Source organism: Pseudomonas sp. ABC1 (genome assembly GCF_013395055.1).
Lineage (GTDB): Bacteria > Pseudomonadota > Gammaproteobacteria > Pseudomonadales > Pseudomonadaceae > Stutzerimonas.
The window spans coordinates 2,687,200-2,712,860 of the sequence record NZ_CP058349.1 but is presented as its reverse complement, the minus strand read 5'-3'; the positions used below and the strand labels follow the sequence as shown (position 1 = coordinate 2,712,860).

The window sequence follows — 25,661 nt, the reverse complement described above, 5'->3', positions numbered from 1 at the left end:
ACAGACTGCGTCCATGAGCCTCAACCTCCCTTCCACCACCAGGCAACTCCTCTCTCGCCACAACGGCATCGCCTGGCTGGTTCTGCTGCTCAGCCTGCTGGCCCAAGGTTTCACGCTCCTGCATCTGCACCGCACGGAGTCGCGTGCCGCCGCGCAACAGTTCGACACCCTCACGGCCAAGGCCACCGAAGCCATACGCCAGCGCCTGCTCGCCCACGAACGCGCCCTGCATGGCGCGGCCGGTCTGCTGGCGATCGTCGATCAACCGAGCCAGCAGCAGTGGCGCGACTACGTGCACAGCCTGCAACTGCACAACCAGTACCCGGGTACTCGCCAGTTGGGTTACGCGCCCGTCATCGACACACAGGCACTCGCGCAGCACGAGGCCCGCATGCGCCAGGAGTGGACGGCGGACTACCGCGTCCACCCGCGGGACAAACAACCGTTGCACGTGCCGGTGAGCTATATCGAACCGCTGCTCGAACAGACACTTTCCGAGCCGGGCTACGACATGTTCAGTAGCCCGCTCTTGCGACGGACCATGCAGCGTGCCGCCAGGGAAAACCAGGCCCGCATGATCAACACGGCCAGCCTGGGCATGGATGACGCCCAACCGGGACTGTTGCTCTACCTGCCGGTCTACCGTGCGGACCTGACGCCGGCAAACCCTCACGAACGCCTGCAAGCCTTGCGCGGGTTCGTCTACAGCAGCCATCGCATCGACTACCTGATGCAGGGCATTCTCGGCCTGCTCGACCAGCAGCTCGCACTGGAAATACACACCTCCCAGAGAGCCGGCCCCAGCCAGTTGCTCTACAGCAACCGCGCCACGCCCTCCGAGCATGCGGCAAGCTACAGCAGGCAGCTCCAACTCGAACTGTATGGCCAGAGCTGGAACCTGCTGCTGCAGAGCGAACCGGCCTTCGAGGAGCGCTTCCATGCCCATGAGGTACTGCTGGCGGCCCTCGGCATCGGGCTCAGCCTGACCCTGTTCTTCTATGCCTCCTCCCTCAGCCTGCGTAACAACCGCGCCGAGTACCTCGCACGGCAGATGACCGAACACATGCGCAAGAACAAACAGGCGCTCAAGCTCAGCGAGGAGCGCCTGAGCCTGGCCCTGAAAGGCAGCAACGACGGCTTGTGGGACCTCAATCTCGAAGAGGAGACCTTCTACGCATCCGCCAGGGCCAGGCAGATGCTGGGCTACCAACCCGGAGAGCTGGTGTCGGACTTCCGCCTGTGGGAACGACTCATGGACAGCGACGATCTGCGCCAGAGCAAACTCCGCCTGGCACAACTGCTGGCATCGGACACCGAACACTTCACCACCGAACGGCGCCTCAAGCACAAGTCGGGGTTTCTGGTGCCGGTGCTCATGCGCGGCTACATCCTGCGGGACCAGGACAACAAACCCCTGCGCATCTGCGGCACCACCATGGACCTGACCGAACGCAAGCAGAGCGAACGGCTGAAGAACGAGTTCATCTCCACCGTCAACCATGAGTTGCGCACCCCCCTGGCCTCCATATCGGGCGCCCTTGGCCTGATCAATGGCGGCGCCCTCGGGCCAGTGCCGCCAGCCCTGCAACAGATGCTGGACATCGCCCATCGCAACAGCCTGCGCCTCGGGCACCTGATCAACGATTTGCTGGACATGGACAAGATCGCCGCCGGCAAGATGATCTTCGACTTCCAGGCCCACCCATTGGCCCGCGTCCTCGAAGATGCCCTGGCGAGCAACCAGGCATTCGCCACGGAGAACGCCGTCCAGCTACAGCTTGGCAGCCTTCCGCAAGCCTGCCTCTGGGTCGATCACTCCCGCCTGCAACAGGTGCTTGGCAACTTCCTCAGCAATGCGATCAAGCACACACCGCCGGGCAAATGCGTGCAGATCCGCGCCCGCCTGCACGACAGCCATGCGAGGATCATGGTCGAAGACCAGGGCCCCGGCGTAGCGGAAGACTTCCGCCCCAGGGTCTTCGAGAAATTCGCCCAGGCCGAGGCCTCGGATAACCGCAGCAAGAGCGGCACCGGCCTCGGGCTGGCCATTTCCAGAGAGCTGATCGAACGCATGGGCGGGCGCATCGGCTTCGATTCACCGACAGGCAAAGGCGCGACATTCTGGTGCGAGCTGCCCCTGCATGAGCAGGCCCGCGACGAGCAGCAGACGGACAAACCCCGCCTGCTGGTGGTGGAAGACGAACCGGATACCGGGCGCCTGCTGCACCTCATGCTGCGTGATGCCGGCTATACGGTGGACCGCGTGCAAAGCCTCTGTCTGGCACGGGAAAGGCTGCTGCACACGCACTACCAGGCCATGACCCTCGACATGCACCTGCCCGATGGCAGCGGCCAGCAACTGATCGAGGAGATACGCAGCAATCCCGCCACGGGCAGGCTGCCGATCATCGTCATCTCTGCCAGCCACCCGCCGGAACAGCCGGAGATCGCCGGTGTGAAGTGGCTGCACAAGCCCGTATTCACCGCCCAGTTGCTCAACACCCTGCAACAGCTTATCCACGTTGCAGACGGAAACAACGCGCACTGACACTTCGCCCGTTGCCAAACCCCGAAAAACAAAAACCCCACTGGCCTTGCACAGGCCAGCGGGGTTCACAGGGTGCAGCCGCAGCGGTCAGACGTTGAACACGTCGTCCACGGATTGCAGCGGGTAGTTCGCCGGATACGGCAGGGTTGCCACGCCACTCTCGATGGCGGCGCGCGCCACGGCATCGGCCACCAGCGTGATCAGACGCGGGTCCATCGGTTTCGGAATGATGTACTCACGACCGAACTCGATGCTCTCCAGGCCATAGGCCGCGCTCACTTCGGCAGGCACCGGCAGCTTGGCCAGGTCACGCAGGGCCAGTGCCGCGGCGATCTTCATCTCTTCGTTGATACGGGTCGCGCGGACATCCAGCGCACCACGGAAGATGAAGGGGAAGCCCAGCACGTTGTTGACCTGGTTCGGGTAGTCCGAGCGGCCGGTGGCCATGATCACGTCGTCGCGGGTCGCGTGGGCCAGCTCGGGCGCGATCTCCGGGTCCGGGTTGGAGCAGGCGAAGACGATCGGATTGGCCGCCATGCGCTTGAGGCCTTCGGCGCTCAGCAGGTTGGCGCCGGACAGCCCGACGAACACGTCGGCACCGTCCAGCGCATCACCCAGGGTGCGCTTGTCGGTTTCGTGGGCGAACGAGGCCTTGTACTGGTTCAGGTCGTCGCGCCCGGCGTGGATCACGCCCTTGCGGTCGATCATGAAGATGTTCTCGACACGGGCACCCATGCTCACCAGCAGCTTCATGCAGGACGTCGCTGCGGCGCCAGCGCCGAGGCAGACGATCTTCGCCTGCTCGATGGTCTTGCCAGCGATCTCCAGTGCATTGAGCATGCCGGCGGCGGTGACGATGGCGGTGCCATGCTGGTCATCGTGGAAGACTGGAATATCGCACTGCTCGATCAGCGCGCGCTCGATCTCGAAGCACTCGGGCGCCTTGATGTCTTCCAGGTTGATGCCACCGAAGGTGATGGAAATGCGCTTGACCGTGTCGATGAAGGCCTGCGGGCTCTCGGCATCCACTTCGATATCGAACACATCGACACCGGCGAAGCGCTTGAACAGCACGCCCTTGCCTTCCATGACCGGCTTGGAGGCCAACGGCCCGAGATTGCCCAGGCCGAGAATCGCCGTGCCATCGGAAATCACTGCCACCAGGTTACCCTTGCCCGTGTACTTGTAGGCCAGTTCGGCGTCACGGGCGATCTCGCGCACCGGCTCGGCGACACCTGGGCTGTAGGCCAGTGCAAGGTCGCGGGCGGTTGCGGTGGGTTTGGTCAGCTCGACACTCAGCTTACCCGGGCGGGGCTGGGCGTGATAATCGAGAGCGGCAGTTTTCAAGTCAGTCATGTGGCATATCCGCTTATTAGTATTGGGACAGACGGGCCGGCGAGCATACGCCAATCGAGCGACGCCTCACAACCCAGCCACAGGGCGTACCTGTCAAGCCTGCGGACTACGACTTTCTGCCTAGGCAGCGGGCGTTAATCACGGGAAAACCGCTCAATCCAGACGGGTGACCCGCATCGCCCCCAGGGTCTGATCGGCACGCAGCCCACGACCGGAACAGTCGATTATCCAGCCAAGGACTTCGACCGCACGCCCCACCAGCGACTCCGGGTGAATGCCCGTGAAGGCGCTTGCCTGCTGGGTTGACACGTTCGGCACGGGCGCATTACCCGTTTCAAGCAAGAGGCCTGAACAGTTGCGTTCGACCCACTTCGCTCGCACCGAAAGCAGAACGAAGCCACCCAGGCGAGCATCCGCCATGGACCGGATCGGTGACGTGCGCCACACGCTCTTGCGTTAGTTGCTGGGCGCCTTTCCAGCGAATCGAGCAGACGCCTATTGGAGGCAACTGCGACAACGTACCCCAGGTATTCAGCCAGCAAAGCCGGCCTCACCTGCAGCCTGTCACACGGGACCGAGCACGTTGCAGCCTGGAGAAGCGAGAATCCCGGAAACGAAAAAGGCGCCCACTTGGGGCGCCTTTTTCATCTGCATGGAAACCTTATGAGGCTTCCTGCGGTACAGCGTATTACTTGGCGCCGAATACGCCGAAACGCTGGTTGAAGCGGTCGATACGACCACCGGTATCCAGAACCTTCTGCTTGCCGGTGTAGAACGGGTGGCACTCGGAGCACACGTCGATGCTCAGGCTCTTGCCCAGGGTGGAGCGGGTCTTGATGACGTTGCCACAGCTGCAAGTGGCGTCGATCGCAACGTAGTTCGGATGGATATCGGCTTTCATGGGTGAATCCTCAAGGTGTTGTGCCGCCACTCGGCCCTATGCCGGGTACCGCACGAATCAGGGCGCGCATGATAACAGAGCGACGGAGTGGCGCAAGCGCTTCACATATCAGCCTCAGGGCAATCCCATGAAGATTGTCATGCTGATCTTCATGGGTAGCGCACACTCTGTGCCCTCGCCCATCAATGAAAGAGGGGCCAGAGCGCCTTACCAGAAAGTACCGCGCAAGGTCAGCGTGAAGTTACGCGGATCGCCGTAGTAGTTGCCGTATTCGGAGGTGCCCACACTGGCGTAATAACGGCGGTCGAACAGGTTGTTGCCGTTGAGCGCGACAGTCCAGTGCTCGTCCACGTCGTACTCGACCATGGCGTCGTAGACTGCATAGCCCGACTGACTGAAATCGAACGGACGGCTGTCGATGGAGTAGCCTGCGCTGTCGAAGCGGTAGGCTTCGCCTTCCACATAGGTCGGGCTGGTTGCCGTCACACCACCACCGATACGCCAGTCGGACAACGTGCCGGGCAGGTTGTAGAGCGTCCACAGCTTGAACAGATGCTTGGGCGTGACCGTGCTGTAGAGATTCTCCTCGGTATCGTTGCGAATCTGGTTGTAGGTGTATCCCGCCATGATGTTCCAGCCAGGGGCGACCTCACCGGAGACCTCCAGATCGATCCCTTTGCTGGTGATCTTGTCCTGAGCCAGGTAACAGCATGCGGAGCTATAGAAGCGCAGGGTATTCGGGTAGGCAGGATCTTTCGCTGCCTGGTTCTCACGCCTGGTGTAGAACAGCGCCGCACTGACGTTCAAGCTGCCATCGAACAGTTCGCCCTTGATACCCGTCTCGTAGGTCTTGCCGGTCATCGATTCGATTGAGCTCGGTGCCTCTTTCGGCCCCTTCAGGTTCTGGGCTTGCGGCTTGAAAACCTCGGCGTAACTGCCGTAGACGGACCACTCGTCATTCAGCGCATAGATAAGGCCACCAAACGGCACGACCTTGGTCGGTTCACGATCGGAAACACTGTCCTGACCGACCCATGCTCCGCTGCCGTCGGGATTGCGCATGGCATAGGCCTGCTCGAACTTGTAGCGCTGGGCCCGAGCACCGATCACAAGTTTCAATGGGGCGGTCAGTTGCAGCCGCAGAGTCGAATACAAGCCGTACTGCTCACGGCCGTTGGGTGAGTAGTCACGCCAGAAACTGCGATTGGACTCGTTGTGAGGTAAAAGCGCGGCATCCGGGTTCCATATATCGATCAGGCCACCCTTGCCCTCAATACCCTGGGCGGCACGCCAGCGACTGGTGACCTTCTGGTAATCGGCTCCCACCAGCAGCTCATGCTGCCGCCCGAAGGCATCGAAATACCCGGACAGGTTCACGTCGAACACCGACTGTTTACTCCAGCTGGAGGTGTAGCTGCCCCACCAATAAGGGCCGCTGCCAGTGGTTTCATCCACCGAGCCGTAGGGGATGACGCCCTCGGTAGTAGATCCGTTATAGGAGTAGGTGTAGGAGGTATTGAGTTTCCAGTCATCGTTTAGCTGGTGGTCGAGCTTCACGAACCACTCGCGGGTGTAGCTATCGGACCAGGCTTGGTTGGTGGTGTACCAGGTGCTGCGAGACAGTTTCAGATCACCGCCTGTGCTGTAGCGCGGCAAGCCGTCGCCGGTGCCGTTTTCCTTGAGTTTGTCGTAGCTGCCACCCAAGGTCAGCATGGTGTCGTCAGTCAGGTCCGCCTCGACGATGCCGTACAGGAACGGCTTCTCGGTGCTGCGCTTATCCATGAAGTACTGGCGGTCGGTATAGGCCGCAACCACGCGCCCGCGTAGCTTGCCATCGAAGGCGATGGGGCCGGTCAGGTCGACCTCGGTGCGGTAGTTGTCCCAGGAGCCGACCGAAGTATCGAGTTTGAGCTGATAGCTGGCCAGCGGGCGCTTGCGCACCAGATTGACGATCCCGCCCGGATCACCCGTGCCGCCCAACAAGCCGCTGGCGCCGCGCAGCACCTCCACATGGTCGTAGGGTGCCATGTCATAGAGACGGTCGCTGTAGAAGGTGCCCAGGCCGGTACCGATATCCATCGGCGAGGCGCCATCGATCTGCACGTTATCGATGCCGAAGCCACGCGAATAGAACTGCTGGCCGTGGTAGTTGTTGTTGCGCACGGTGATGCCCGGTGTACGCCTCATCGCTTCCGGCAGGGTGGTGATGCGCTGATCCTCGATCATCTGCCGACTGATGATCGACACCGTTTGCGGCGTTTCCTTGAGGCTGATCGGTGTTTTCGAACCGACGCTGACCAGACCAGTGGTATAGGAGCCACTGTTCTCGGTCGCCTCACCCATGCCCTGCCCCTGAATCACAACGGCGCCGAGATCGAGCGATGACGCCTTTGCCACAGGCTCGGCAACCACGAAACTGCCATCACCCATTTCCTGCACGGTCAGGCTGGAGCCTTGCAGCAAACGTTGCAGGGCCTGCTGAATAGTCAGTTCACCATCCAGCGCGGGTGCCGGCAGATTCTCGGCGATATCGGTGGCGAACAGGATACGGCCACCGGTCTGCCCTGCCAGCGCGTTCAAGGCTTGGTCCAGATGCTGCGCCGGCAGGCTCAGCGAATGGATGGCGTCCTGCGCATGGACCGCGCCAGCCAGTAGAATGGAAGCCGCCAGCAGCGTCAGCCGACGTACCCCCGATGATGTTTTGTTCCCCATGTTTCCCCCAATGCAATGATCGTTAAAAGGGCTTGCACAGGAACTGGCGTTTCAGACAAGGGAGATGTTGAGGGGAACGACTGAAAATTCTTGTCATTTTCATCATCCCCTCATGCGCTAGCTGCCGCTGACCACCACGCGGCCATCGAAGGAACGCAACAAGGTCACGGGCAGGATGCTGGGCAGCAATTCGATCAGCGACTCCACCGCATCGGTATCGTACTCACCGGACAAGCGCAGATCGCCGATATGCGCGCTACCCAGGCGAATAGGCGCCTGGCGATAGCGCTGCAGCTCGACGATCACATCGCGCAGCGGCGTACCATCGAAGCGCAACTTGCCCTGCTGCCAGGCCAGGGCCTCGGCGGGCCGGACCGGGCGTGTGGACTCCAGGCGTTCGGCAGTGGCCTGCACTTGTTGACCGGCAAGCAGGCGACGCGGGGTTGCCAGATCATTGCTGACTTCGACCTCGCCCTCGAGCACCGACACCGCAACACCGCGGCGGTCGCTGCGCAGGTTGAAGACCGTGCCAATATCCAGCACCCGCACACCCTGGCTGCGCACGATGAACGGTGGCCCGTCATGCTCGACGGTAAAGGTCGCCTCGCCCTCGACCAATTCGAACTGGCGACTGCGCAGGCGGCGCTCGATACGCAGGTGCGTGGTACTGTTGAGCACGACCTGGCTTCCATCGGCCAACTGCCGGGTCAGCCGCTGGCCGACCGACGTCTGCACGTCCTCACTGTGCCAGGCCGGATCGACGATCCAGATACCGCTCGCCAACGCCAGAGCCAGCAACCCCGTACCGCCCTGGCGCACGCGTCGACGCTGCCGGGCGCTCTGTGCCCGAGCCTCGGCCAGCAATGCATCGCGCGAAGGAAAGTGTTCACGCAACGCGGCATCGAAGGGCGCCAGTCGGTCTTCGCCTGCGCCAGGGGCAGAGCGCGAAGCGGACGGCTGTCGGTCGTTGGTATCAGGCATGGTGAAAACCCGGCAGCTCAGTGCTGGCGCCCGTGCAAGGCATCCTGCGCGGGCTGCCACTGGCTGGCGATGGTGCGCATGGCGCGGTTGAAGTGCTGGGTCACCATATTGGCGGATATGCCCAGTTCCTCGGCGAGTTCGCGCTGCGACATGCCATGGATGCGATGCAGCAGGAATATCTGCCGCTGCCGGGCCGGCAAGGCCTCGACGATCGCCACCAGTGCTTCCAGTTGTTGCATGAAGACCAACTCGGCGGCACCGTCATGCTCGTGGTGGCGCAGGTCGGCACGCTCATCCAGCGGCTCGAAGTAGCGATTGCGCGTACGGTCGCTGCGATGCCGGTCGATGGCTCGGTTGACGGACACACGACGCAGGAAGGCGAAGGGAGTTTTCACCCGCTCGACAGGCGGATTTTCCAGCAACTGCAGGCAGACATCATGCACCACGTCGCTGGCGAACTGACTACTGCGAAAGCGCAGGCGAATGTAATCGACCAATTCGTCATAGTGCTGCGCCAGGGCCACCATCAACTCATCGTGTGAGGATTTCTTCGACATCGGAGCACAGCACCAAGCGCTTGATAATGCATCGCATTATAGCAACAGCCTTCAGGCTCCCCGCCAGCCCGGATACTTTGCCCCGCACCGCCCAGCCCCTTATCCTTCGGCGACCTAAAACCGCACAGGCCCAGCATGCGCCAGACAGACCACGCTCCCTCCTACTATGCCGCCACGGTCGATCGCGACCTGCATTACGACCCCTTGCGCGGCCAGTTGCGCGTCGACGTCTGCATCGTCGGGGGCGGCTACAGCGGGCTGAACACCGCGATAGAACTGGCGGAACGCGGTTTCTCCGTGGCGCTGCTGGAAGCGCGGCGTATCGGCTGGGGCGCCAGCGGACGCAATGGCGGGCAACTGATCCGTGGCGTCGGACACGACGTCGAGCAGTTCCACCCCATCATCGGCAACGAGGGCGTCGATGAACTCAAGCGCATGGGGTTCGAAGCAGTGGACATCGTGCGCCAGCGCATCGAACGCCACACCATCGACTGCGACCTGCGCTGGGGCTACTGCGACCTGGCGACCAAACCACGCCACCTGCGGGGCTTTCAGGAAGACTACGAAGACCTCCTGCGCCTGGGCTACCCCCATCGCCTGCGCCAGGTACCGGCGCAGGCGATGGGCGAGATCATCGGCTCGCCCCGCTACCTGGGCGGACTGGTGGACATGGGCTCGGGACACTTGCACCCGCTCAACCTGGCACTGGGAGAAGCAGCAGCGGCCCAGTCACTGGGCGTACGCATCTTTGAAAACTCACCGGTGGAACGCATCGAACACGGACCGAGCGTGCGGGTCCACACCGCCCAGGGCCAGGTGCAGGCCGACACCCTGGTGCTGGCCTGCAACGCTTACCTGGGCAAGCTCGAACCCACCCTGACGAACCGCATATTGCCCGCCGGCAGCTATATCATCGCCACTGAACCGCTGCCACAGGCACTGAGCCAGGAACTGCTGCCACAGAACATGGCCGTCTGCGACCAGCGCGTGGCGCTCGATTACTTCCGCCTGTCCGCCGACGGGCGCCTGCTGTTCGGCGGCGCCTGCCACTATTCCGGCCGCGACCCACGGGACATCGCCGCCTATATGCGTCCGAAGATGCTCGAGGTCTTCCCGCAACTGGCGCATGTCGCCATCGACTACCAGTGGGGCGGCATGATCGGCATCGGCGCCAATCGCCTGCCACAGATCGGCCGACTGCACGCTCACCCGAATGTGTTCTATGCCCAGGCCTACGCTGGTCACGGCCTGAACGCCACACACCTGGCGGCGCGCCTGCTCGGCGAAGCCATCGCCGGACAACAGAGCGGTCGTTTCGACCTGTTTGCGCGCATCCCGCACCCGGCGTTCCCGGGCGGGCCATTGCTGCGCTCGCCGCTACTGGCCCTCGGCATGCTGTGGTACCGCCTGAAAGACCTGTTGTGAGTTTTCAGGCAGCGCACAGCAGGTACTCCCCCACCCGCCCACTCACTCCTCCGGACGATAGCCCAGGCGCAGGCCGCCCCAGTGCCGCCCCTTGACCATGATCGGCACCGACAGGTCGTGCATCAGCTCACCGGTGTCGCGGCTGTACGTCTGCAACAGCAAGTTGCGCTGATGGCTGCCACAACGCGCGCCCGCCCGGTCGTTGAACAGACGCTTGCTGCGGCTACGCACACGGTCGACCTGCGGGTCGCCGACCGGCGGATGGGCAAAGGCGCGGTTATGGGTCGGGACATAGCCTTCGGGTGTCGTGGCGATGGCATATATCAGCCCCTGATGGCAGCCGAGCAGTGGCTCTTGGATAGCGGGCAGCACCCCGTCGGCATATCCGTCGAAACGTGTGTGATAGCGCAATGGATCGCTGCCGGCCTGTGCCCGGTAGTTGCGGTCGAACAGATCCTCCAGTGAAATCTTCCCAGCCGCTATATCGGCCTCGAACCGCTCGGCGACCTGTTGCGCGCCTTGACGCGCCAGGTCGTAAAAGAACTGGTGGTAGTCGTCGAGCTGGACCTCGGCCAACTGCTCGCTGACCGTCTCCGCCTGGCTGACCAGTTGCTCCGCCGCACGTTCGAGGCGCTGGGTCTGCTCCTCGCTCTCGCCGGTGTCGGCACGCAACTGGTCGAGCGCCACGAACAGACTGGTCAGTCGTTCATGGCTGCTGGAGGTGCCGGTAGCGATCTGTCCGACCTGCGCCTCTACATCACCCGCCAACTCGGCGATGCCACTCAGTTGCTCGCCCGTGCCGGAAATCTGCGCGGCAGCCTCATCGAGTTCCTGCGCCTGCTGCTGGATATAGCTGACCACCGCTTCGCCCTGCTGGCGAATATCGGTCACCATGCGCCCGACTTCTTCCGTCGCGCTGGACGTACGTGCCGCCAGGTTGCGCACCTCGTCGGCCACCACGGCGAAACCGCGCCCGGCTTCTCCGGCCCGAGCGGCTTCGATGGCGGCATTCAGCGCCAGCAGGTTGGTCTGGCTGGCGATCGACTGGATCACATCCGTGATCTGGCGAATTTCCTCGGTACGCGCCGACAAGCCGTCAACCAGCCCGCGACTGGCCTCGGTCTGCTCGCTCAACTGCTGCATGCGCCCGATGGCCTGCTGCAAGGCCTGGCGCCCGGTATCGCTGCTGGCCCGCACCGACTCGGCGGCCTGCAAGGCCTCGCGGGCACGCTCGGCGCTGTCCTGGCCGGTCGCCGCGATGGCATGCGCACCTTCGGCGATTTCACCGACCGCACCGCGCTGCGAATGCAGTCGGGAAGCCAGTTGCTCGACACTGAACGCCACCCGCGCCGACGCCAGCGCGTTTTCGCAGGTATGCCGGGACAGGCGCTTGCTCAGGTCACCGAAGCCCTGGTCGACGGCGACAGGCGCCTCATCGACGGCCTTCGAGCGCAGCAGCCAGGGCCACAGCGCCAGCACCACCACGACGGCGACCTGCACGGCAACCGGGGGCTGCAACCACTGCACAGCGCACAGCAGGCCGATCAGGGCCAGGACATGCAACAGAAACATGACAGGGTGAATACGAAAGGCGGGACGCATAGCGGCGACCTCTTGTTGTTTTTGTTGGACAGGCTCCCCTATTTACCAGATACCGCCCTGCAAGAGACAGCCTTCCTTGGTAGCAGAAGGCCATAAACACAACACACGGTGCATCAGCCTCATATCCAGCCATATTCCGCCATGGACAGTGGCTCGCCATCCCCCACGATGAAGTGATCGAGCAGGCGTATATCCACATACTCCAGCGCTTCTTTCAGCCGCCGGGTCAGTTGGCGGTCGGCCAGGCTCGGCTCGGTGATACCGGAGGGGTGGTTGTGCGCAAGAATGATGGCCGCGGCATTCCAGGCCAGGGCGCGCTTGATCACCTGCCTGGGGTAGACGCTGGCACTGTCGACGGTGCCCTGAAACAGGGCCTCGAACGTGAGCACCCGGTGCTTGGCGTCGAGGAACAGGCAACCGAACTGTTCGTGGGGCTCGTGGCGCAGGCGCGCCTTGAGGAAATCGCGCACGGCCTGCGGACTTTCCAGCGCGGAGTCACGCTGCATGCGTTCGGCAAGGTGGCGCCGGGACATTTCCAGCACCGCCTGCAACTGCGCGAACTTGGCCTGGCCAAGACCAAGGTGGCCACAGAACGCGTGCAGGTCGGCTTCGAGCAATGGTCGCAGGCCGCCGAAGTCATTGAGCAGGTAGCGCGCCAGGTCCACCGCGCTCTTGCCGGCCACGCCGGTGCGCAGGAAGATCGCCAGCAGTTCGCCGTCGGAGAGGGCCGCCGGCCCATACTTGAGCAGCTTCTCCCGGGGTCGCTCGTCGGCCGGCCAGTCGCGAATACTCATCTCACCTCCTTGTGCCTGCCCCTACGCTCGGCAGCATCGGGGGGGAAACCGGCAGCCGAACAGTGCCAGGGCAGGTTCACCTGCATGGTCATCCTTCTCCCCCAACCCTCTCCCGCAGGCGGGTGAGGGGGTACTTCAATACGCATGCGCGCCTCATTGGTGCGCTGGGCGCTGTGCTATCTTATCGGCCTTTTTCAGGCTGCATGCTCGGTGAATCCGTGCGTCAGTTCACACTTCCAACAAGGCAGGTCTATGCAACGGTTGTATCGCAAGCGCATTGTCCTTGGGGTCGGTGGCGGTATCGCCGCCTACAAGAGCGCGGAACTGGTGCGCCGCCTGCGTGACCAGGGCGCCGAAGTCCGCGTGGTGATGACCCAGGGCGGGCGCGAATTCATCACCCCGCTGACACTCCAGGCCCTGTCCGGGCACCCGGTCCACCTCGACCTGCTCGACCCGGCGGCCGAAGCGGCCATGGGCCATATCGAACTGGCGCGCTGGGCCGACCTGATACTGATCGCCCCGGCCACCGCCGACCTGATCGCGCGCCTGGCCCAAGGCATCGCCAACGACCTGCTAACCACCCTGGTACTGGCCACCAACGCGCCGGTCGCCCTGGCGCCAGCCATGAACCAGGCCATGTGGGCAGACCCGGCAACCCAGGCCAACTGCGCCCGCCTGACCGAACGCGGCCTGCGCCTGCTGGGTCCGGCAGCAGGCAGCCAGGCCTGTGGCGATGTCGGCCTGGGGCGAATGCTGGAGCCGACCGAACTGGCGCAGGCCGCCGCCGACAGCTTCGAAAATGGCCTGCTGACCGGCCGCCACCTGCTGATCACCGCCGGGCCGACCCAGGAAAACATCGACCCGGTGCGCTACATCACCAACCACAGCTCGGGCCGCATGGGCTTCGCCCTGGCTGAAGCGGCGGCCGAGGCCGGTGCCCGCGTGACCCTGGTGGCCGGGCCGGTGTTCCTGCCGACACCCGAGCGCGTGCAACGTATCGATGTCGTCAGTGCCCGCGACATGCTCGCGGCCTGCGAAGCGGCGATGCCCTGCGACCTGCTGATCGCCGCCGCCGCCGTCGCCGACTACCGTCCCGAAGTGGTCGCCCCGCACAAGCTGAAGAAAGACCCCAGTACCGGCGATGGCCTGCTGCTGCAAATGGTGCGCAACCCGGACATCCTCGCCACCCTGGCCAGTCGTCCGGATCGCCCATTCAGCGTCGGTTTCGCCGCCGAGACCGAGAACCTGCTGGCCTACGCCACGCGCAAGCTGAACGACAAGAACCTCGACCTGATCATCGCCAACGATGTCGCCAACCCCAGCATCGGCTTCAACAGCGAAGAGAACGCGGTCACCGTGATCGACCGCCAACGTCATGAAACCCGCTTCGGCCAAGCCAGCAAGGGGCATATCGCCCGCCAGCTCGTGGCCTTTATCGCCGAGCGCTTCAATCGTCCCGAACACACTACTCCCCAGGCCTGAACATGCATCGACTCCAAGCCCGCATCCTCGACCCTCGCCTCGGCCAGGACTTTCCCCTGCCGCAATACGCCACCAGCGGCTCCGCCGGGCTGGACCTGCGCGCCATGTTGCAGCAGGACACGGTGATCCGACCCGGCGAGACCCTGCTGATCCCCACGGGCCTGTCGATCCATATCGCCGACCCAGGCCTGGCCGCACTGGTGCTGCCGCGCTCCGGCCTGGGCCACAAGCACGGCATCGTGCTCGGCAACCTGGTCGGGCTGATCGACTCGGACTACCAGGGCGAACTGATGGTGTCCTGCTGGAACCGAGGCCAGGGCGATTTCACCATCACCGTGGGCGAGCGCATTGCGCAACTGGTGCTGGTGCCAGTGATCCAGGCCCAGTTCGAGCTGGTCGAGCAGTTCGACGATTCCGAACGTGGTGCCGGTGGCTTCGGCCACTCCGGTCGCCAGTAACACGTGTAGGGTGCGCCACGCGCACCAGCGCCCCATGCGACCAACCCGGTGCGCACAGCGCACCCTACAACCGCAGCAGGTCCGCCTCACCGCACCAGGAGCGAAACAGCATGAGCAACAGTGTCACCCCGCACCTTCCGGCCACGATTTTCCGTGCCTATGACATCCGCGGCGTGGTCGGCGACACGCTGACCCACGAAACCGCCTACTGGGTCGGGCGTGCGGTCGGCGCGGAAAGCCTGGCCAAGGGCGAAGCCAACGTCGCCGTGGGCCGCGATGGACGCCTGTCCGGGCCGGAGCTGATCGGCCACCTGATCCGCGGCCTGGTCGACAGCGGTTGCAACGTCAGCGATGTCGGCATGGTGCCGACGCCGGCGCTCTACTACGCCGCCAATATCCTCGCCGGCAAGTCCGGGGTGATGCTCACCGGTAGCCACAATCCGCCGGACTACAACGGCTTCAAGATCATCGTCGCCGGTGACACCCTGGCCAACGAGCAGATCCAGGCTCTGCGCCAGCGCATCGAAAACAATGACCTGAGCCAGGGCCAGGGCAGCGTCGAGCAGGTCGATGTGCTGCAACGCTATTTCGAACGGATCACCGGCGATATCAAGCTGGCTCGCCCACTGAAGGTGGTGGTCGACTGCGGCAACGGCGTGGCGGGCGTCATCGCACCGCAACTGATCGAAGCCCTCGGCGTGCAGGTGATTCCGCTGTTCTGCGACGTGGACGGCAACTTCCCCAACCACCACCCCGATCCCGGCAAGCCGGAAAACCTGGTCGACCTGATTGCCAAGGTCAAGGAAGAGCAGGCCGACCTGGGCCTGGCCTTCGATGGTGACGCGGACCGTGTCGGTGTGGTGACCAATACCGGCAGTATCGTGTTCCCCGATCATCTGCTGATGCTGTTCGCCCAGGACGTGCTGTCGCGTAACCCGGGCGCCGATGTCATTTTCGACGTCAAGTGCACGCGCCGCCTGATCCCGCTGATCAAGGCGCATGGTGGCCAGCCGATGATGTGGAAGACCGGCCACTCGCTGATCAAGAAGAAAATGAAGGAAACCGGTGCGCTGCTGGCCGGCGAAATGAGCGGGCACATCTTCTTCAAGGAGCGCTGGTTCGGTTTCGACGACGGCATCTACAGCGCCGCGCGCCTGCTGGAAATCCTCAGCCACGACCCGCGCGATGCCGAACAGGTATTCGCCAGCTTCCCGAGCGACCTTTCCACACCGGAAATCAACATCACGGTGACAGAGGAAAGCAAATTCACCATCATTGATGCACTGCAACGCAACGCCCAGTGGGGCGAGGCCGACCTGACCACCCTCGACGGCGTGCGGGTCGACTACCCCAACGGCTGGGGCCTGGTGCGCGCCTCCAATACCACGCCGGTGCTGGTGCTGCGCTTCGAGGCCGAGAGCGATGACGAACTTCGACGCATCCAGGATGTGTTCCGCAGCCAGTTGCGCAGCGTAGCCCCCGATCTCAATCTGCCGTTCTGACTATTCCACCGCCTGCCACGGAGTCCCCATGAGCCTCAGCCGAGAAGTCGCAACCCAATTCGCCCAGGTGCTGTCCGAGGCGTTGCCCTATATCCGTCGCTTCGTCGGCAAGACGCTGGTGATCAAGTACGGCGGCAACGCGATGGAAAGCGAAGAACTGAAGATCGGCTTCGCCCGCGACATCGTGCTGATGAAAGCGGTCGGCATCAACCCGGTGGTGGTGCACGGCGGCGGCCCGCAGATCGGTGACCTGCTCAAGCGCCTGAACATCGAGAGCCACTTCATAGACGGCATGCGGGTCACCGACAGCCAGACCATGGATGTGGTGGAGATGGTCCTGGGTGGCCAGGTCAACAAGAGCATCGTCAGCCTGATCAACCAGCATGGCGGCAGCGCCATCGGCCTGACCGGCAAGGATGCCAACCTGATTCGTGCGAAGAAGCTGCGTGCCACACGCAAGACGCCGGAAATGACCCAGCCGGAAATCATCGACATCGGCCATGTCGGCGAAGTCACCGGGATCAACACCGACCTGCTCAATCGCCTGGTCAACGGCAACTTCATCCCGGTCATCGCACCGATCGGCGTCGGTGCCGATGGCGAGACCTACAACATCAACGCCGACCTGGTGGCGGGCAAGGTGGCCGAGGCGCTGAAGGCCGAGAAACTGATGCTGCTGACCAACATCGCCGGCCTGATGGACAAGCAAGGCAAGGTACTGACCGGACTGAGTACCGCCCAGGTCGACGCGCTGATCGAAGACGGCACCATCTATGGCGGCATGCTGCCGAAGATCCGTTGCGCCCTGGATGCGGTACAGGAAGGGGTGACCAGCGCCCACATCATCGACGGGCGCGTGCCCAACGCGGTGCTGCTGGAGATCTTCACCGACATCGGCGTCGGCACCAAGATCACCAACGTCAGCTCTTGATGCCGTCGTTCAACCGATGAAAAAGGGAGAGCCTCGGCTCTCCCTTTTTCGTGTCACTCCAGGCCGCGGAAAGAAGGCAGTAGCGCCGGGATGCCCGGGAACATGCCAATGGCGGCCATCACGCCACACAGGATGACGAAGACCAGCAGCGGGATGACCCAGCGATCGGTGTGGCTCAGGCCACGGCCTCGTTCCTTGTCTCCAACCAGGCCCAGGTTATCCAGCAGCACAGTCAGCGACCAGCCGAAGACCGGATTGACCAGCGCGGACGAGAAAATCACGATTGCAGCCGACTGCGAGGTCTTGCCCTCGCGCGTCATCTGCATGCCGGCCTCGAGCAGAGGCAGGAAGACACCGACCATCAAGGCAACACTCAACACGGGTGGCCAGATGGCAAGGTCCATCGGGTAACCCAGCAGAGCCGCCAGGATGCAGAGCACGCCGGTCAGGATGGCTCCTGCCGGGATCGGACGCTTGGCAATCGCCGCCGGGACCATGTAAGTCCCCCAGGACGATGCCAGGTTGCCCCCACCCAGGGATGTACCGACGACCTGGCGCACGGCGGCGACGCACATGGTGTCGTCGATGTTCATCAGTACCTTCTTTGCCTTCGGCGGATAATTCAGTTCCTGAAACACCCTGTGCCCCAGGAAATCCGGCGACCACATGGCGATGGCCAGCACGGCAAAAGGCGCAACCGCCACGAAGTGGTGGAACTCTGGCAACCCCAGTTTCCAGCCGGTGTCCTCGCCCCACCAGTAGGCCGGATTGAGGTTGGGCACGCCGGGCTCCGTAGAGAATTCGAACGGTGCTCCCAACGCAAAAGCAATGCAGGCCGCAAGCAGAGCCCCCAGCGGAATGGCCAGCCAGCGCATACGGATATGCTCCAGGTAGGCATACATGACAATGGTCGCGAAGATCACGATGAAGGCGATGTATGCCTTGTCGAACGTCTCGGCCCAGGCCAGCAGGCTCTGGATCTGCGATGTCATGCCGATGAAACCAAGGAAGAGCAGCAAGCCACCGCACACACCATCACTGGTCAGGCGCGCCAGCAGGCTCCCGCCACGAAAGACGCCCAAGGTGAAGCCCAGCACGCCGACCATTATGCCCAGCGCCATGGGATGACCACCGGAAGCGACAATCAGGGGAATCAAGGGAATCAGCGGCCCATGCGTTCCCGCCAGGTTGGCAGAGGGATTCAAAAAGCCGGAAAAAAGCAGTACGAAGAGAACGGCGGCAATCAGCATTTCATAGCGAGCGTTCTCGATGACGAACTCGCTGGAAAGCCCCAACGGCCCGGCGAATGCCGCCACGACAGCCGCCACCATGACGATCTTGCCAATAGTGGCCGCCATTGCGGGGACCCAGTCCTCTACCTCGAAACGATAGTCACGCCAAGGCAAATTGGGTCGCCAGCGTCTGGGCGCCATGATCTCCAGTTCATGATCAAGATAGGCAGCACGGGATTCGAATGCCTGTCTTGGCTTGTGCAATGACTGGTAGGTTTCTCTGGATTCACTCATGGCGCTTCGTCGCTCGATATAAAATCCGACGAAGATACAGGGTTATCGCGACCTTCGGACCGATACCTTGAAACTATTGATCTAGAGCCTTTCCATCTGTTATTGAGAAAGCGAAGCGATTCGACTTGTCAGGCAAACAAGCGAGAGTGACAGGCATCGCTGCAACACGATGCCCGGGCGAATACCAGTCAGATCCCGTACTGAGTACGGTAGGCCTCGACGGCTGGCAAGTGACGCTTCAACTCGGCATCCTCGGACAGGTACTGCAGCACCTGCGACAGCGAGACGATGCTGACCACCGGCATCCCGTAGTCACGCTCGACTTCCTGGATCGCCGACAGTTCGCCCTGGCCCCGCTCCTGGCGGTTCAAGGCGATCAACACGCCCGCCGCCTGGGCCTGCTGGCCCTGGATGATCTGCATCACTTCACGAATCGCCGTACCGGCCGTGATCACGTCATCGATGATCAGCACCCGCCCTTGCAGCGGCGCACCGACCAGGGAGCCGCCTTCGCCATGGTCCTTGGCTTCCTTGCGGTTGAAGCACCAGGGCAGGTCGCGCCCATGCTGCTCGGCCAGCGCCACGGCGGTGGCCGCCGCCAGAGGAATACCCTTGTAGGCCGGGCCGAACAGCACGTCGAAATCGATCTTGCTGTCGACGATGGCCGACGCGTAGAAACGCCCCAACTGCGCCAGGGCCGCACCGCTGTTGAACAGCCCGGCGTTGAAGAAATACGGACTGGTACGCCCCGACTTGAGAGTGAACTCACCAAAGCGCAACACGCCACGCTCGATGGCAAAACGGATGAATTCGCGCTGATACGCCTGCATGAAACGATTTCCCGGAAGTCTTGAATAGAGCTTTTAGCTAATTGCCAAGTGCTTGAGTTATCATACACGCACGTGTTTCTAGGGGCCATTTATGCGGATTATCAGCGTCAACGTGAATGGCATTCAGGCGGCGGTACAGCGGGGGTTGCTCAGCTGGCTGCAGGCTCAGAATGCCGATGTCATCTGTCTGCAGGATACCCGCGTCTCCGGCCTGGAACTCGATGATCCAGCCTATCAACTGGACGGTTATTTCCTCTACGCCTGCGATGCCGAGATCCCGGAGCAAGGGGGCGTCGCGCTGTATTCCAGGCTGCAACCCAAGGCCATCATCACCGGGCTGGGTTTCGAAACGGCGGATCGCTACGGTCGCTACCTGCAAGCGGACTTCGACAAGGTGAGCATCGCCACCCTGCTGATGCCTTCCGGGCATGGCGGTGACGAAAACCTGAACCAGAAGTTCAAGTTCATGGACGACTTCGGCCACTACCTGGACAAGCAGCGCCGCAAGCGCCGCGAATACATCTACTGCGGTTCCCTGTACGTGGCGCACCAGAAGCTGGATGTGAAGAACTGGCGCGAATGCCAGCAGGAGCCTGGCTTCCTGGCTCCAGAGCGCGCCTGGCTGGACGAGGTTTTCGGCACCATGGGCTATGTCGATGCCCTGCGCGAAGTGAACCGCGAAGGTGATCTCTACAGTTGGTGGGCGGACAGCGAGCAGGCCCAACTGCTCAACCTGGGCTGGCGCCTCGACTACCAGATATTGACCCCCGGCATGCGCCGCTGTGTGCGCAATGCACGCCTGCCCAGCCAGCCGCGCTTCTCCCAGCACGCCCCGATGATCGTCGACTACGACTGGACCCTGAGCATCTAGGGTCCAGCGAACGACGGCCCCGTCAATCCGGCGCCTTGATCAGCCGCCAGCAGAACGGATAACGGTAGGCGACTCCCTCGTTGGCCTTGATACCGGCGATCACCCCCAGAATGATCGCACCGATGATGACGATCCCGGCCAGGATAAAACCGATCACCACCAGCATCAGCAACAGGCTGACGGCCAGCGCGATGGCCACGGTGATCTGGAAGTTCATCGCCTCACGCCCCTGCTCCTCGATGAACGGATGCTGGTCCTTCTTGATCTGCCAGACGATCAGCGGCCCGAACAGATTACCGAAGGGGAAGACGAACCCCAGTGCCGCCGAGAAGTGGCAGAACATCGCCCACTGCCGGGTCTGGTGATCGAGTGGCTGCCGCTCCTGTTCGTTCATGTTCATGCTCTCCATTCGCTTATCCGTGGCCAGGACCAGATCAGGCCTGGTGGTCGTCATCCGACGCGAACTCCACCCGGTTCCGCCCATTGGCCTTGGCCTTGTAGAGTGCTTCGTCGGCCCGCGCCAGGATGTGTTTGATATCGCCATCGAACATGGCGATGCCGATGCTCATGGTGACGAATATACGCGCTCCGTCCACTTCGACAGCGCTCTGCTCGAGCCGGTTGCGCAGGCGCTCGGCCAGCATCGATGCCCCGGCTCTCCCGGTCGACGGCAGCAACACGGCGAACTCCTCCCCGCCGAGCCGACCGACCGTATCGCTCGCACGCAAGACTTCCCGCAGGATACGCGCCAGGTACACCAGCACCTGATCGCCCGCGGCATGCCCGAAGCTGTCGTTGACGCGCTTGAAGTGGTCCAGGTCGAGCATCAGCAGGGCACCGACGTCCTCCCCTCGGGTCGGCTGCCCCAGCGCCAACTGCATCCGTGACATAAAGGCGTTGCGATTGGCCAGCCCGGTCAAGGGGTCGGTCATGGCCATGCGTTCGAGGTCCTGCTCCCAGCGGCGACGCTCGGTGATGTCGTGGAAGATGCGCAGGTGCCCGACATGCCCGGCCCGATGCTGGACCGGAATCACGACAACTCGCAAGGTACGCCCGTCATCCAGCGCCACGTCAGCGTCCGCCTCGCCGGAAGGCCGCGACTGGAGGTCGAAGGGCAGCAGCGCCTCCAGACTGGAACCGGGCTGCCCGACCAATGCCTCTGGCGAGACGTCCAGCCCGAACATATCCAGCAGCACCTGGTTGGCCAGCAGGATATGACCGGTTTCGTCCTCGACCAGCACCCCACCCGGAAAATGCTCGATGACCGCCTGCAGCCGCACACGCACGGCAGACAGTGCCAACTCGGCCTCGCGCCGCTCGGTGACATCGACCATGGTCCAGATCACATCGCCGTCCGCGCGCCCCGGCTCCAGCAAGGCGCCCTGGATCGAGAACCAGCGCTTCTGCCCCTGGGCATCGCGCAAGGGGTATTCGACCTGCACCTTGCCGTTGTCACGAAGCATTCCGTAGATCGTGTGAAAGGCCTCATAACTCGCATCATCACCGTGGATCACGCGGAAATTCTGGCCATTGAGCGAAGCACCGCTGGCGGAGAAACGATCGACCGCACGCTGGTTGGCCAGGCGAATAAAGCGGTCACTGGAGGCCAGGAAGATCTCGGCGGCATTATTATCGAAGAGCGCACTGAGCATGTTCCGCTGGGTCACGCTCTGCGTGATGTCCAGTTGCACGCCAGCCATCCGCCGGGGCTTGCCCTCTTCGTCACGCTCAATGACCTTCGCCCGCCCAGCCGTGTGCAGGTAAACGCCATTGCTGTGACGCAAGCGGCATTCGCACTCGAAAATATCGCTATCGCCCGCCACATGCAGGCGCATCGCCTCGATCACCGCCGGCAGGTCGTCCGGATGCGCCAGTTCCTCGAATACCTGAAAGCTGCGCTGCTCGGTGCCAGTCGGCAACCCCAGCATCCTCAGCAACCGAACATCGAGGGTGACGTCACAACTCGCGAAGTCCAGCTCCCAGGAGCCCATTCCGCCGCCTTCCAACGCCAGCCCCAGGCGTTTCTCGCTTTCACTGAGCAAACCGCGCTCCTCTCGCAAACGCACGAAGAGAACGGCGATACCCAGGCTGGTCAGCAGCACGAGCAGTGTGCCGGCCAGACTGCCCCACAGGGTCGCGTCGACCTGGGCACGTACATCGCGCAACGCACGTTCACGGTCCAGACCGATGCTGACCACCAACGGGTACGCATCCAGGCGACGCCAGGCATAGTCACGCTCGATGCCATCGATGTCGGAGGTATAGCGATACTGACCGTCGCGCATGCTCGGGTCCCGGGTGAAGTCGCGCATCTGGTAGGCGAGGGTATTCATCACGCGATTCTGGAAGCTGGAGCGCGCCAGGTAACTGCCGTCGTCACGGAACAGGATCGCGACATCCTTGCTCTCGGTGAACACCAGTCGGAAATAGTCCGAGATGTAATCAGGGGAAACCGACACCACCAGTGCACCGTCGAACTCGCCCTGCCGGTACAAGGGGTACGACAGCTGGATGGTCCAGCGCCCGGAAAGCCGCCCCAGCAAGGGACGACTGATGAACAGGGCCGCGGGTCGGCCACTGGCATGCACCTTGAAGTGCTCGCGATCGGCGATGGAAACCTTCGCGCCATCCGGTGCGCCCAGCGAAGAATAAACGATGTCGCCCTGGCGATCGGCCACGGCGATCTGGGCGATGCTGCCCTTGGGGAAGATATCCAGGGCATTGCTCACCGACAGCCGGAAATAGCCCATTTCACCGGTCTGGTATTTGGTCCCAAGACTGCGGACCAGGTATTCAAGACCTGACATCAGGGTGCTCACCTGGGAGGTCAGCGCATCCGACATCTGCGCGGCCCGCAGGCGCGTCTGCTCTTCCGCATAGTTCAACTGAACACGGAACGAGTGCAGCAGGAATCCCCAGTAGAGCAGGCAGGCCAGCAGCACCAGGAGCAACGACAGGAGTACACGAGAAGAAAAACTGCGCAAGGCTGGCACTCGGCATCACCTGGAAATGTGCGTCGGAGTGGGCACGACAAGCATGCGCCAATAGATGCCGCGCCCCGAAGGGGGCACGGCGGGTATGGCATTTACGCCTGCAAGGCCGCCTGCTGAATGGCGAACAGCTCTTGCAGGCCTTTGTCCGCCAGCGCCAGCATGGCGTTGAACTGCTCGCCAGTGAACGGTGCACCCTCCGCGGTTCCCTGGACTTCGATAAAGCCGCCCGCGTTGGTCATGACCACGTTGAGATCGGTTTCCGCCGCGGAGTCTTCCAGATAATCCAGGTCCAGCACCGGCTCACCCTGGTAGATACCGACGGACACAGCGCCGACCATCTGCTTCAGCGGCTCGCCCTTGAGCCCGCCGCGCTTCTTCAACGCGGCCAGGGCGTCGACCAGCGCGACCATGGCGCCAGTGATCGATGCAGTGCGCGTGCCGCCGTCGGCCTGGATCACATCGCAGTCGATGTAGATGGTGTTCTCGCCCAGCTTGCTCATGTCCAGCGCGGCGCGCAGCGAACGGCCGATCAGGCGCTGGATTTCCAGGGTGCGGCCGCCCTGCTTGCCACGGCTCGCCTCGCGCTGGGTACGCTCGCCGGTGGCGCGTGGCAGCATGCCGTATTCGGCGGTCAGCCAGCCTTGTCCTTGCCCCTTGAGAAAACGCGGCACGCCATTCTCGACGCTGGCGGTGCAGATGACCTTGGTGTCGCCAAACTCGACCAGAACCGATCCTTCGGCATGCTTGGTGTAGTGACGGGTGATACGGATCGATCGCAGTTGGTCGGCAACACGGCCACTGGGTCGTTTCATTGGGTAATCCTGTTTCTGATGGGGGCTCGGGGCATTATATAGAGGCTGTCCGGCAATAGGTGGCGCGGCTACCCTGTGTAACAACTCAAATCGCCCACGGAAGCGCCGCGCGATCCTCTATAATCGCGCCCTTTACCCGGAGCGCCACCGATGACCCTGCCCAGCCTGCGCCTAAAAGCCAATGCCGACCGACGCCTGCGTGCAGGCCACCTGTGGGTCTACAGCAACGAAGTGGACACCGCCAGCACCCCCCTGGGCGGTTTTGCCGCCGGCGACCAGGCGATCCTCGAAACCGCGACGGGCAAGCCCCTGGGCATCGTCGGCCTGAGCCCGAACAACCTGATCTGCGCCCGCCTGCTGTCGCGCGACGTCGAGCACCCGCTGAGCAAGTCGCTGCTGGTGCATCGCCTGCAAGTGGCCCTGTCGCTGCGCGAGCGCCTGTTCGACAAGCCGTGCTACCGCCTCGTCTACGGTGACTCCGACCTGCTGCCGGGGCTGGTGGTCGACCGCTTCTTCGACACCCTGGTGGTGCAACTCAACTCGGCCACCATGGAGCGCAACCGGGAAGCGCTGATCGAGGCGCTGATCAAGGTCCTCAAGCCCAGCGGCATCTTCTTCAAGAACGACACCAGCGCCCGCGACGCGGAAGGGCTGGAGCGGCAGACCGAGGTCGTGCACGGCTCAGTGGCCGAATGGGTCGCGCTGGAAGAGAACGGCGTGCGCTTCGAAGCTCCGGTCATCGCCGGCCAGAAGACCGGCTGGTTCTATGACCACCGCATGAACCGCGCGCGCCTGGCGCCCTACGTGCAAGGCAAACGCGTACTCGACCTGTTCAGCTACATCGGTGGCTGGGGTGTGCAGGCCGCCGTGTTCGGCGCCAGCGAAGTGATGTGCGTGGATGCGTCCGCCCTTGCGCTGGACGGCGTCGAGCGCAATGCCGCGCTCAACGGCGTGGCGGAGAAAGTCACCTGTGTCGAAGGCGATGTGTTCGCAGCGCTGCGCGAACTCAAGGCCAACCAGGAACGCTTCGACGTGGTGATCGCCGACCCACCCGCGTTCATCAAACGCAAGAAAGACCTGAAGAATGGCGAAGCGGCCTACCGCCGCCTGAACGAGCACGCCATGCGCATGCTCGGCAAGGACGGCATCCTGGTCAGCGCCTCCTGCTCGATGCACCTGCCCGAAGACGATCTGCAGAACATCCTGCTCTCCAGCGCACGCCATCTGGACCGCAATATCCAGTTGCTGGAGCGCGGCGGTCAGGGCCCGGACCACCCGGTACACCCGGCCATCGCCGAGACGCGCTATATCAAGAGCCTGACCTGCAGACTGCTGCCCAGTTGAGCCTGCGTCCCTGTCACCGACCGCAGAACCAGGCCG

General features: G+C 63.1%; 20 protein-coding genes and 1 pseudogene. 8 read left to right on the top strand and 13 right to left on the bottom strand.

Annotated features, from left to right (window positions below; all coding sequences use genetic code 11):
- Window positions 1-13: 13 nt before the first annotated feature.
- The gene (locus HW090_RS11825; protein WP_179113727.1) at window positions 14-2,548 is read left to right on the top strand and encodes a CHASE domain-containing protein; all 2,535 of its coding nucleotides are present in this window, start codon (window positions 14-16) and stop codon (window positions 2,546-2,548) included.
- Window positions 2,549-2,635: 87 nt separating this feature from the next.
- Here HW090_RS11825 and HW090_RS11820 read toward each other — a convergent pair whose 3' ends face one another.
- The 6 genes from HW090_RS11820 to HW090_RS11795 all read right to left on the bottom strand — a co-directional run bounded on the left by HW090_RS11820 (window position 2,636) and on the right by HW090_RS11795 (window position 9,055).
- The gene (locus tag HW090_RS11820) at window positions 2,636-3,904 is read right to left on the bottom strand and encodes a malic enzyme-like NAD(P)-binding protein (RefSeq protein WP_179113726.1); all 1,269 of its coding nucleotides are present in this window, start codon (window positions 3,902-3,904) and stop codon (window positions 2,636-2,638) included.
- A 153-nt stretch (window positions 3,905-4,057) separates the two neighbouring features.
- Window positions 4,058-4,222 (bottom strand): hypothetical protein, encoded by a 165-nt coding sequence (locus tag HW090_RS11815; protein WP_179113725.1) that lies wholly within the window; start codon window positions 4,220-4,222, stop codon window positions 4,058-4,060.
- A gap of 370 nt (window positions 4,223-4,592) precedes the next feature.
- A complete protein-coding gene (gene rpmE / locus HW090_RS11810; RefSeq protein WP_179113724.1) occupies window positions 4,593-4,805 on the bottom strand; it encodes a 50S ribosomal protein L31 in 213 nt (70 codons plus the stop codon).
- 207 nt (window positions 4,806-5,012) lie between these two features.
- Window positions 5,013-7,517 (bottom strand): TonB-dependent siderophore receptor, encoded by a 2,505-nt coding sequence (locus tag HW090_RS11805; RefSeq protein ID WP_179113723.1) that lies wholly within the window; start codon window positions 7,515-7,517, stop codon window positions 5,013-5,015.
- 117 nt (window positions 7,518-7,634) lie between these two features.
- The gene (locus HW090_RS11800; protein WP_179113722.1) at window positions 7,635-8,498 is read right to left on the bottom strand and encodes a FecR family protein; all 864 of its coding nucleotides are present in this window, start codon (window positions 8,496-8,498) and stop codon (window positions 7,635-7,637) included.
- Between the two features lie 17 nt (window positions 8,499-8,515).
- The gene (locus HW090_RS11795; protein ID WP_256930662.1) at window positions 8,516-9,055 is read right to left on the bottom strand and encodes an RNA polymerase sigma factor; all 540 of its coding nucleotides are present in this window, start codon (window positions 9,053-9,055) and stop codon (window positions 8,516-8,518) included.
- Between the two features lie 135 nt (window positions 9,056-9,190).
- On the opposite strand from HW090_RS11795, the gene HW090_RS11790 reads away from it, so the two are divergent.
- Entirely contained in the window at window positions 9,191-10,480 is a 1,290-nt protein-coding gene (locus tag HW090_RS11790; RefSeq protein WP_179113721.1) for an FAD-binding oxidoreductase, read from the top strand.
- A gap of 42 nt (window positions 10,481-10,522) precedes the next feature.
- Here the strand turns inward: HW090_RS11790 and HW090_RS11785 are convergent, their stop codons facing one another.
- A complete protein-coding gene (locus tag HW090_RS11785) occupies window positions 10,523-12,052 on the bottom strand; it encodes a methyl-accepting chemotaxis protein (protein ID WP_373416396.1) in 1,530 nt (509 codons plus the stop codon).
- Window positions 12,053-12,201: 149 nt separating this feature from the next.
- Window positions 12,202-12,876, bottom strand: a complete 675-nt coding sequence (gene radC / locus HW090_RS11780) for a DNA repair protein RadC (protein WP_179113719.1) — start codon at window positions 12,874-12,876, stop codon at window positions 12,202-12,204.
- 252 nt (window positions 12,877-13,128) lie between these two features.
- On the opposite strand from radC, the gene coaBC reads away from it, so the two are divergent.
- The 4 genes and pseudogenes from coaBC (at window position 13,129) to argB (ending at window position 17,249) form a co-directional block, all read left to right on the top strand.
- Window positions 13,129-14,358 carry a bifunctional phosphopantothenoylcysteine decarboxylase/phosphopantothenate--cysteine ligase CoaBC gene (coaBC, locus tag HW090_RS11775; protein WP_179113718.1) on the top strand — a complete coding sequence of 410 codons (1,230 nt, stop codon included), beginning with the start codon at window positions 13,129-13,131 and terminating at the stop codon, window positions 14,356-14,358.
- 2 nt (window positions 14,359-14,360) lie between these two features.
- Window positions 14,361-14,816, top strand: coding sequence for a dUTP diphosphatase (gene dut / locus HW090_RS11770; RefSeq protein WP_179113717.1), 456 nt, complete (start codon window positions 14,361-14,363; stop codon window positions 14,814-14,816).
- A 128-nt stretch (window positions 14,817-14,944) separates the two neighbouring features.
- A pseudogene (locus HW090_RS11765) lies at window positions 14,945-16,318 on the top strand (phosphomannomutase/phosphoglucomutase); the annotation flags it as partial.
- Between the two features lie 28 nt (window positions 16,319-16,346).
- Entirely contained in the window at window positions 16,347-17,249 is a 903-nt protein-coding gene (gene argB / locus HW090_RS11760; protein WP_179113715.1) for an acetylglutamate kinase, read from the top strand.
- A gap of 53 nt (window positions 17,250-17,302) precedes the next feature.
- Here argB and HW090_RS11755 read toward each other — a convergent pair whose 3' ends face one another.
- On the bottom strand, window positions 17,303-18,775 hold the full coding sequence (locus HW090_RS11755; protein ID WP_179113714.1) for a DUF3360 family protein: 1,473 nt from the start codon (window positions 18,773-18,775) through the stop codon (window positions 17,303-17,305).
- A gap of 188 nt (window positions 18,776-18,963) precedes the next feature.
- Window positions 18,964-19,605, bottom strand: a complete 642-nt coding sequence (gene pyrE / locus HW090_RS11750) for an orotate phosphoribosyltransferase (RefSeq protein ID WP_179113713.1) — start codon at window positions 19,603-19,605, stop codon at window positions 18,964-18,966.
- A 91-nt stretch (window positions 19,606-19,696) separates the two neighbouring features.
- Here pyrE and HW090_RS11745 point away from each other — a divergent pair, with 91 nt between their 5' ends.
- Window positions 19,697-20,476, top strand: a complete 780-nt coding sequence (locus tag HW090_RS11745; RefSeq protein ID WP_179113712.1) for an exodeoxyribonuclease III — start codon at window positions 19,697-19,699, stop codon at window positions 20,474-20,476.
- A gap of 22 nt (window positions 20,477-20,498) precedes the next feature.
- On the opposite strand, the gene HW090_RS11740 is transcribed toward HW090_RS11745, so the two are convergent.
- The 3 genes from HW090_RS11740 to rph form a co-directional block, all read right to left on the bottom strand.
- Window positions 20,499-20,876, bottom strand: a complete 378-nt coding sequence (locus HW090_RS11740; RefSeq protein ID WP_179113711.1) for a DUF4870 domain-containing protein — start codon at window positions 20,874-20,876, stop codon at window positions 20,499-20,501.
- A 34-nt stretch (window positions 20,877-20,910) separates the two neighbouring features.
- Entirely contained in the window at window positions 20,911-23,469 is a 2,559-nt protein-coding gene (locus tag HW090_RS11735; protein ID WP_179113710.1) for a diguanylate cyclase, read from the bottom strand.
- 92 nt (window positions 23,470-23,561) lie between these two features.
- Window positions 23,562-24,281 carry a ribonuclease PH gene (rph, locus tag HW090_RS11730; RefSeq protein WP_179113709.1) on the bottom strand — a complete coding sequence of 240 codons (720 nt, stop codon included), beginning with the start codon at window positions 24,279-24,281 and terminating at the stop codon, window positions 23,562-23,564.
- Between the two features lie 150 nt (window positions 24,282-24,431).
- Between rph and HW090_RS11725 the strand changes: the two genes are divergently transcribed.
- A complete protein-coding gene (locus HW090_RS11725; protein WP_179113708.1) occupies window positions 24,432-25,625 on the top strand; it encodes a class I SAM-dependent rRNA methyltransferase in 1,194 nt (397 codons plus the stop codon).
- The last annotated feature ends 36 nt before the right edge of the window (window positions 25,626-25,661 follow it).

Excerpts from the sequence above, each read along its gene's own strand:
- HW090_RS11800 (WP_179113722.1), bottom strand. The coding sequence starts at position 8,498 with ATGCCTGATACCAACGACCGACAGCCGTCCGCTTCGCGCTCTGCCCCT.
- HW090_RS11805 (WP_179113723.1), bottom strand. The coding sequence starts at position 7,517 with ATGGGGAACAAAACATCATCGGGGGTACGTCGGCTGACGCTGCTGGCG.
- HW090_RS11755 (WP_179113714.1), bottom strand. The coding sequence starts at position 18,775 with ATGAGTGAATCCAGAGAAACCTACCAGTCATTGCACAAGCCAAGACAG.
- dut (WP_179113717.1), top strand. The coding sequence starts at position 14,361 with ATGCATCGACTCCAAGCCCGCATCCTCGACCCTCGCCTCGGCCAGGAC.
- HW090_RS11745 (WP_179113712.1), top strand. The coding sequence starts at position 19,697 with ATGCGGATTATCAGCGTCAACGTGAATGGCATTCAGGCGGCGGTACAG.
- rpmE (WP_179113724.1), bottom strand. The coding sequence starts at position 4,805 with ATGAAAGCCGATATCCATCCGAACTACGTTGCGATCGACGCCACTTGC.
- pyrE (WP_179113713.1), bottom strand. The coding sequence starts at position 19,605 with ATGCAGGCGTATCAGCGCGAATTCATCCGTTTTGCCATCGAGCGTGGC.
- rph (WP_179113709.1), bottom strand. The coding sequence starts at position 24,281 with ATGAAACGACCCAGTGGCCGTGTTGCCGACCAACTGCGATCGATCCGT.
- HW090_RS11740 (WP_179113711.1), bottom strand. The coding sequence starts at position 20,876 with ATGAACATGAACGAACAGGAGCGGCAGCCACTCGATCACCAGACCCGG.
- HW090_RS11785 (WP_373416396.1), bottom strand. The coding sequence starts at position 12,052 with ATGTTTCTGTTGCATGTCCTGGCCCTGATCGGCCTGCTGTGCGCTGTG.
- HW090_RS11795 (WP_256930662.1), bottom strand. The coding sequence starts at position 9,055 with ATGTCGAAGAAATCCTCACACGATGAGTTGATGGTGGCCCTGGCGCAG.
- radC (WP_179113719.1), bottom strand. The coding sequence starts at position 12,876 with ATGAGTATTCGCGACTGGCCGGCCGACGAGCGACCCCGGGAGAAGCTG.
- argB (WP_179113715.1), top strand. The coding sequence starts at position 16,347 with ATGAGCCTCAGCCGAGAAGTCGCAACCCAATTCGCCCAGGTGCTGTCC.
- coaBC (WP_179113718.1), top strand. The coding sequence starts at position 13,129 with ATGCAACGGTTGTATCGCAAGCGCATTGTCCTTGGGGTCGGTGGCGGT.
- HW090_RS11725 (WP_179113708.1), top strand. The coding sequence starts at position 24,432 with ATGACCCTGCCCAGCCTGCGCCTAAAAGCCAATGCCGACCGACGCCTG.
- HW090_RS11790 (WP_179113721.1), top strand. The coding sequence starts at position 9,191 with ATGCGCCAGACAGACCACGCTCCCTCCTACTATGCCGCCACGGTCGAT.
- HW090_RS11825 (WP_179113727.1), top strand. The coding sequence starts at position 14 with ATGAGCCTCAACCTCCCTTCCACCACCAGGCAACTCCTCTCTCGCCAC.
- HW090_RS11820 (WP_179113726.1), bottom strand. The coding sequence starts at position 3,904 with ATGACTGACTTGAAAACTGCCGCTCTCGATTATCACGCCCAGCCCCGC.